We start from the raw sequence: 6,631 nt of genomic DNA on the forward strand, positions 1-6,631 counted from the left end.
CTTTTAAATTTGACAAAACGACTCGGGATTGATTAAAGTAGAGGAGAGAATAGAGAAGGAGTGTTGAGAAAATGACAATTGCAAACTCAATTACAGACTTAATCGGAAAAACGCCTATCGTGAAATTAAATCGTTTACCAGAATCAGGAAGCGCGGACGTATATGTGAAATTGGAATTCCAAAATCCAGGAGGCAGCGTGAAAGACCGTATTGCTAACGCGATGATCGAAGACGCAGAACAATCGGGCGCTCTGAAACCTGGCGATACAATCATTGAGCCGACAAGCGGAAACACGGGAATCGGACTTGCGATGGTTGCAGCCGCGAAAGGATACCGCGCGATTTTTGTGATGCCAGAAACGATGAGCTTAGAGCGTCGCAAATTACTACAAGCATATGGCGCAGAGTTAGTGTTGACACCAGGTCCAGACGGCATGAAGGGCGCAATCGCGAAAGCAGACGAACTCGCAAAAGCACACGGCTATTTCGTACCGCAACAATTCCATAACCCAGCCAATCCAGCCGTTCACGAACGCACAACAGGCCCAGAAATCGTCGAAGCATTCGGCAAAGATGGCTTAGACGCATTTATCGCAGGAGTAGGAACTGGCGGAACCGTATCAGGCGCAGGACACGTACTGAAGAAAAACTATCCAGACATTAAAATCTACGCCCTAGAACCAGAAGAATCCGCAGTCCTTTCAGGCGATTCGCCATCCCCACACAAAATCCAAGGAATCGGCGCAGGCTTCATTCCAGATACACTAGACACGAAAGTATACGATGGGATCCTCAAAGTTTCCAGCGAAGACGCCTTAGAAACAGCCCGCGAAGTCGCTAAAAAAGAAGGAATCCTAGTAGGGATATCATCAGGCGCAACCATTTTCGCAGCACTTAACTTAGCAAAAGAGCTAGGCGCAGGTAAAAAAGTATTGGCGATTGTCGCGAGTAATGGCGAACGTTACCTCAGCACGGCACTATACAATTTCGAATAAATCTCATAGACTTCTAACAAAAACCACAGTAAAATTTCGCGAACATGCAGTAATATAGTACTTGTAAGACCACAACAAATAAGTCAATTTCCGTTACTTCCTCGTGATGGAAAGGAAGAGACAACGTGCCACCAACGCGTTGTCTTTTTTGTTGGTGTTCTAATGAAGCGTCCCTTGCTTCATTAGAACACCAATATGCATGAGAGCAAAGCGAGCATGTAATCCACCAGAGGCACTTATGAAGCATCCTTGGACTTAATACGAGAGTAAGCATTCGTTCCTTGTTTGGCGTCACGATTCGCGCCTCTGGATCCAGCTTTGTTGTGGTTCTTGAAAAGCGTCGTTTGCTTTGTTAGAACCTCAATATGCAGTTGAATGTAATGAAACTGCCCTCCTTTTAGTCAGCCTCTCGGAAATTTCGGTGCCTCCGAAAAATCCAGAGGAGGGATTTTTCTGCGCCCCCTAACAATTAAAAGGTTGTCAGTCTCCCATTGCTTCACTGCCTATTGATTCACTAAATCAAACCAAACGAAGGTTTGAAAGTTCATCAACATAAACGGGCTCTTTCAGCATTTCGTTGTTTTCTCATCAATTTCTAACACAAACCTCACTAAAATTTTGCTTTAGTCGGGTATTATGTATTTATAAGCTAATAACAAGCAAAACTAAGTTTCATTTTTTCCCTTTTTAAAATGAAAACTTAACACTCCCTTTTTGACCAGCGTGGTTACTCCCTTTTCCGCGCTGGTTTTTTGTTGCGTGGAAAAGGCAATGTGGGCCTCGAAATATAAGGATTCATGCTATACTAATATAAAAAAGAGGTGATTTTGTTGAGTAAATTATGGCAAACAACGCATCCTACAATGATTATGGGAATCTTGAATGTCACGCCGGATTCTTTTTCGGACGGTGGGAATTACATAACCGAACAACAAATAAAAGACAAAGCTATTCAAATGGTTCGGGAGGGCGCTGCGATTATCGATATCGGCGGCGAATCTACGAGACCTGGTCACCGTGAAATTCCGGTAGATGAAGAGTTGGCGCGTGTTATCCCCGCAATCAAAGTCGTTCGTGAGGCCTTGCCAGACGTTTGGATCTCAATTGATACGTGGAAATCAGAAGTGGCGATCGCCGCAATCGAAGCAGGAGCAGACATTATTAACGACCAATGGGGCGCAAAAAAAGATCCGGAAATAGCCAGAGTAGCCGCTGCATTCGCGACGCCAATCATTTTAATGCATAACCGAACCAATCGCGATTACGATAATTACTTTGAAAATGTAAAACAAGACTTACAAGCGAGCATCGATATTACCAAACAAGCGGGCGTTCCAAATCACCACATTTTACTAGATCCAGGTTTCGGTTTTGTCAAAACACCAGCGCAAAATCTCGAAGTTTTACGAAGAATCGATGAAATAGTTGCCCTGGGTTATGAAGTTTTACTAGGAACGAGTCGCAAATCGACGATAGGCCTAGTTCTCGACCTCCCTGTAGACGAGCGCATAGAGGGGACCGGTGCAACAGTTGTTTACGGTCAAGTAAAAGGCTGCACGATTTTCCGAGTACACGATGTGAAGCCGATAGCGCGCATGATCAAGATGACGGACGCTATTCTCGGCAATATCGAGGCGCCAAACAATTAAGGGGGAATTTTAAAGATGGATAAAATTTATTTAAACGAACTAGCTTTTTACGGATATCACGGCGTTATGCCAGAAGAAAATACATTAGGGCAAACATTCATCGTCTCGCTCACGCTGGGTTTATCCACAGCAAAAGCGGGAAAAAGTGATGAAGTAAGCGACACGGTTAGTTATGCAGAAGTATACGAAACGGTAAAAGAAATCACAGAAAACAAGCGATTCCAACTAATCGAGGCACTCGCAGAAACAATAGCAATGGAAGTTTTGGGAGGCTATCCTCTATTAAAAGAAATCACCGTCAAAGTCATCAAGCCGAATCCGCCAATCCCGGGCCACTATCACTCTGTAGCTGTGGAAATAACGCGCACAAGGAGTGGTGACGTTGCATAAAGCCTATTTATCGATCGGTACAAACATCGGAAATCGCCAAGAAAATCTCGAAAACGCCCTAAAAGCGCTACAAGCCGAGTCGGGAATAACAATCGAAAACGTCTCCAGTGTATACGAAACCGACCCAGTTGGCTTCGAAGACCAAGAAGCGTTCCTTAACATCGCCGTAACCATCCAAACCACGCTAGACCCAGAAACACTCTTACAAAAAGGTTTGGCAATCGAGTCCGAACTAGGCCGCGTCCGCCTTATTCGTTGGGGCCCACGCCTCATTGATATCGACTTGCTTCTATATGATGGCGTCACCCAGCAAACCGAAACCCTCGAATTACCACATCCAAGAATGACGGAACGAGCCTTCGTCATGATTCCACTACAAGAAATCGCGCCAGTCATCGCAGAACCACTTTTGCAAGAAGAGGTCTTAGCAGATCAAGGCATACACAAAACAGACATCCAGTTAGACTGGTAAAATAGACACTTGCGCTTTTCACGAGATATGTTACCATAACACTATTGTTTCAAAAGGAGAAACCAAACCGCTGACATCATGGATCGCGTATCCCAGCGGTTATTCTATTTCAAGAAAGAAGGAACGTTTTTATGTGGAAAATTGGGAATGTACCCATTAAAAATAGAGTCGTCGTCGCACCGATGGCAGGAATCTCGAATTCCGCGTTCCGTCTAACGGTCAAAGAATGCGGCGCAGGGCTCGTATGTTGCGAGATGATAAGCGATAAGGGGATCGTGCAACGTAACGCCAAAACACTCGACATGCTCTATATCGATGAAAAAGAAAAACCGCTGAGCCTACAAATTTCTGGCGGTGAGAAAAATACATTAGTAGAAGCCGCAAAATTCGTGTCAGAAAACACAACTGCCGACATCATCGACATCAACATGGGGTGCCCAGTCAATAAAATCATCAAATGTGAAGCCGGCGCCAAATGGCTTTTAAATCCCGATAAAGTATACGACATGGTTGCCGCCGTTGTAGATGCCGTCGATAAACCCGTCACCGTAAAAATGCGAATCGGTTGGGACGATGAACACGTGTTTGCCGTCGAAAATGCCCAAGCAGCAGAACGCGCAGGAGCAAGCGCTATCGCGATGCACGGCCGCACCCGGGTCCAAATGTATGAAGGCAAGGCAGACTGGAACATCCTAGCCGAAGTCAAAAAGAATATTTCCATCCCGTTCATGGCAAACGGAGACGTCCAAACACCAGAAGACGCCAAAGCCATCCTTGAACAAACCGGTGCAGATGGCGTCATGATTGGCCGCGCTGCCCTTGGAAACCCGTGGATGATCTACCGAACCGTACACTATCTAGAAACCGGCGAATTACTCCCAGAACCAGAACCACGCGACAAAATCGAAACAGCCCTACTTCATCTGCGCCGTCTCGTTGCGATAAAAGGTGAAAAAATTGCCGTCCGCGAATTCCGTCAACACGCAGCATACTACCTAAAAGGTGCACGTGGAAGCACGCGAGCCAAAGTTGCCGTAAATCAAGCCGAAGTATACACCGAAGTGGAAGCTATCTTAAGGGGATTCGTCACGCAATATGAAGAAAAGAATTTAGCAAAACAATAAAGTCGCAGGAACAGTCAGAGATTCCAGTCCGAATTTTTCAATCCGAAGTTGTCTCATCACACCCTGAGGCAACTTTTTTTAAATAAAACTAGAAAAGTCAACCCAATTGAGCGTATAATGAAACTATCTGTATAACTTGAAAAGAATAGGAGTGTCAAATATGTCCAACGAGAACCATGAAGAATTAAACGACCAGCTAATCGTTCGTCGTGAAAAACTAGATACATTACGAGCAGAAGGCGTAGATCCGTTCGGCGCAAAATTCGTCCGCACGATTAGTCCAGAAGAAATCGTAACCCAATATGAAGGTAAAACAAAAGAAGAATTAGAAGAGGCAGCGATAGAAGTTGCCGTTGCCGGACGTATCATGACCAAACGCGTAAAAGGAAAAGTAGGCTTCACACATATTCAAGATCGTTTCCACCAAGTCCAAATCTATATTCGCAAAGACGGCGTTGGAGAAGAAGCCTACGATATTTTCAAACTAGCAGATTTAGGCGACATTGTAGGCGTCAAAGGAACGATTTTCCTAACTAATACAGGAGAACTATCCGTGAAAGCAACCGAATTCACGATGCTAAGCAAATCATTGCGCCCATTACCAGACAAATTTCACGGCTTAAAAGACGTAGAACAACGCTACCGTCAACGTTACCTAGACCTAATCACGAACTCAGAAAGCCAACAACGCTTCGTAATGCGCAGCAAAATCATGCAATACACGCGTAACTACCTAGACAACATCGGCTATCTAGAAGTCGAAACCCCCGTTCTGCACACAATCGCAGGAGGCGCAGCAGCAAAACCATTCATAACACACCACAACGCGCTAGACATGCAACTATATCTCCGCATCGCCCTAGAATTACATCTAAAGCGTCTTATAGTAGGTGGGATGGACAAAGTATATGAAATCGGACGCGTATTCCGTAACGAAGGCGTCTCCACCCGACACAACCCAGAGTTCACCATGCTAGAAACATATGCAGCCTTCGAGAATTTTGAAGATATCATGGAACTTGTAGAAGGTCTAATCTCAACAGTATGCCAAAAACTACATGGCACCACTATCATCACGTACGGCGAAGAACAAATCGACCTAACTCCGAACTGGACACGTCTACATATGGTAGATGCCGTAAAACAATATACAGGAGTAGACTTCTGGAACGTTCAAACAACAGAAGAAGCCCAAGCACTAGCGAAAGAACACAATGTACCAATCACGAAACACATGACATACGGACATATCCTTAATGAGTTCTTTGAAGTATTCGTCGAAGAAAAGCTGATCCAACCAACATTCATCTATGGACATCCAATAGAAATATCCCCACTAGCAAAAACAAATAAAGATGATGCGCGATTTACAGATCGTTTTGAAGTATTCATAGTAGGACGTGAGCACGGCAACGCCTTCTCAGAATTAAACGATCCAATTGATCAACGTCAACGCTTCGAGGCTCAAGTCTCAGAACGTGAACACGGCAACGATGAAGCGCATAGTATGGATGAAGAATTCCTAGAAGCGTTAGAATACGGCCTTCCACCAACGGGAGGCCTAGGTATAGGAATGGACAGACTGGTAATGCTATTAACCAACGCACCATCTATCAGAGATGTTCTATTATTCCCGACGATGAAACCAAGAGATTAAACGAAGAAATCGCGTTTTTGAGAGCTTTCGAAAACGCGATTTTTCATCAGAAAAAGAGCTTTTAAAAAACTTTTTTTAAAATGTGAACTTTTTTTGTCAAATATGCTTGCCAAGGTCTCGAAAACGTGATATATTAGTAATCGTTCCAGCAAACAGATAAAAGCAACTAAGAGTCAAAAATATTTTTTTGAAAAAAGCTCTTGACATTCATCGCTAGGAAGTGTAAGATATAAGAGTTGCTGCTAAACAAGTTTAGCGCTTCTGAAATGACCTTTGAAAACTGAACAGAAACAAAGATAAAACCAATAGAGACAGTGATGTTTCTAGGTAAGAATCGCAAAGCA

General features: G+C 44.1%; 6 protein-coding genes. All 6 read left to right on the plus strand.

Annotated elements, in window-relative coordinates; translation table 11 throughout:
- Positions 1 to 71: 71 nt before the first annotated feature.
- Positions 72 to 995, plus strand: coding sequence for a cysteine synthase A (cysK, locus tag EP58_RS08205; protein ID WP_036092262.1), 924 nt, complete (start codon positions 72 to 74; stop codon positions 993 to 995).
- 863 nt (positions 996 to 1,858) lie between these two features.
- Positions 1,859 to 2,644, plus strand: coding sequence for a dihydropteroate synthase (gene folP, locus EP58_RS08210; protein WP_036092296.1), 786 nt, complete (start codon positions 1,859 to 1,861; stop codon positions 2,642 to 2,644).
- A 15-nt stretch (positions 2,645 to 2,659) separates the two neighbouring features.
- Positions 2,660 to 3,034: a dihydroneopterin aldolase gene (gene folB, locus EP58_RS08215; RefSeq protein ID WP_036092264.1), complete on the plus strand. Its 375-nt coding sequence runs from the start codon at positions 2,660 to 2,662 to the stop codon at positions 3,032 to 3,034.
- Positions 3,027 to 3,506, plus strand: a complete 480-nt coding sequence (folK, locus tag EP58_RS08220; protein ID WP_036092267.1) for a 2-amino-4-hydroxy-6-hydroxymethyldihydropteridine diphosphokinase — start codon at positions 3,027 to 3,029, stop codon at positions 3,504 to 3,506. Before folB ends, folK begins: the two co-directional genes overlap by 8 nt.
- A 131-nt stretch (positions 3,507 to 3,637) precedes the next feature.
- The gene (gene dusB, locus EP58_RS08225; RefSeq protein ID WP_036092268.1) at positions 3,638 to 4,630 is read left to right on the plus strand and encodes a tRNA dihydrouridine synthase DusB; all 993 of its coding nucleotides are present in this window, start codon (positions 3,638 to 3,640) and stop codon (positions 4,628 to 4,630) included.
- 160 nt (positions 4,631 to 4,790) lie between these two features.
- On the plus strand, positions 4,791 to 6,287 hold the full coding sequence (lysS, locus tag EP58_RS08230) for a lysine--tRNA ligase (protein WP_036092271.1): 1,497 nt from the start codon (positions 4,791 to 4,793) through the stop codon (positions 6,285 to 6,287).
- Positions 6,288 to 6,631: the final 344 nt, after the last annotated feature.

The sequence above is a fragment of the Paenilisteria newyorkensis genome (assembly GCF_000766145.1).
In the GTDB taxonomy this organism is placed as follows: domain Bacteria; phylum Bacillota; class Bacilli; order Lactobacillales; family Listeriaceae; genus Listeria_A; species Listeria_A newyorkensis.

Excerpts from the sequence above, each read along its gene's own strand:
- folB (WP_036092264.1), top strand. The coding sequence starts at position 2,660 with ATGGATAAAATTTATTTAAACGAACTAGCTTTTTACGGATATCACGGC.
- dusB (WP_036092268.1), top strand. The coding sequence starts at position 3,638 with ATGTGGAAAATTGGGAATGTACCCATTAAAAATAGAGTCGTCGTCGCA.
- folP (WP_036092296.1), top strand. The coding sequence starts at position 1,859 with ATGATTATGGGAATCTTGAATGTCACGCCGGATTCTTTTTCGGACGGT.
- cysK (WP_036092262.1), top strand. The coding sequence starts at position 72 with ATGACAATTGCAAACTCAATTACAGACTTAATCGGAAAAACGCCTATC.
- lysS (WP_036092271.1), top strand. The coding sequence starts at position 4,791 with ATGTCCAACGAGAACCATGAAGAATTAAACGACCAGCTAATCGTTCGT.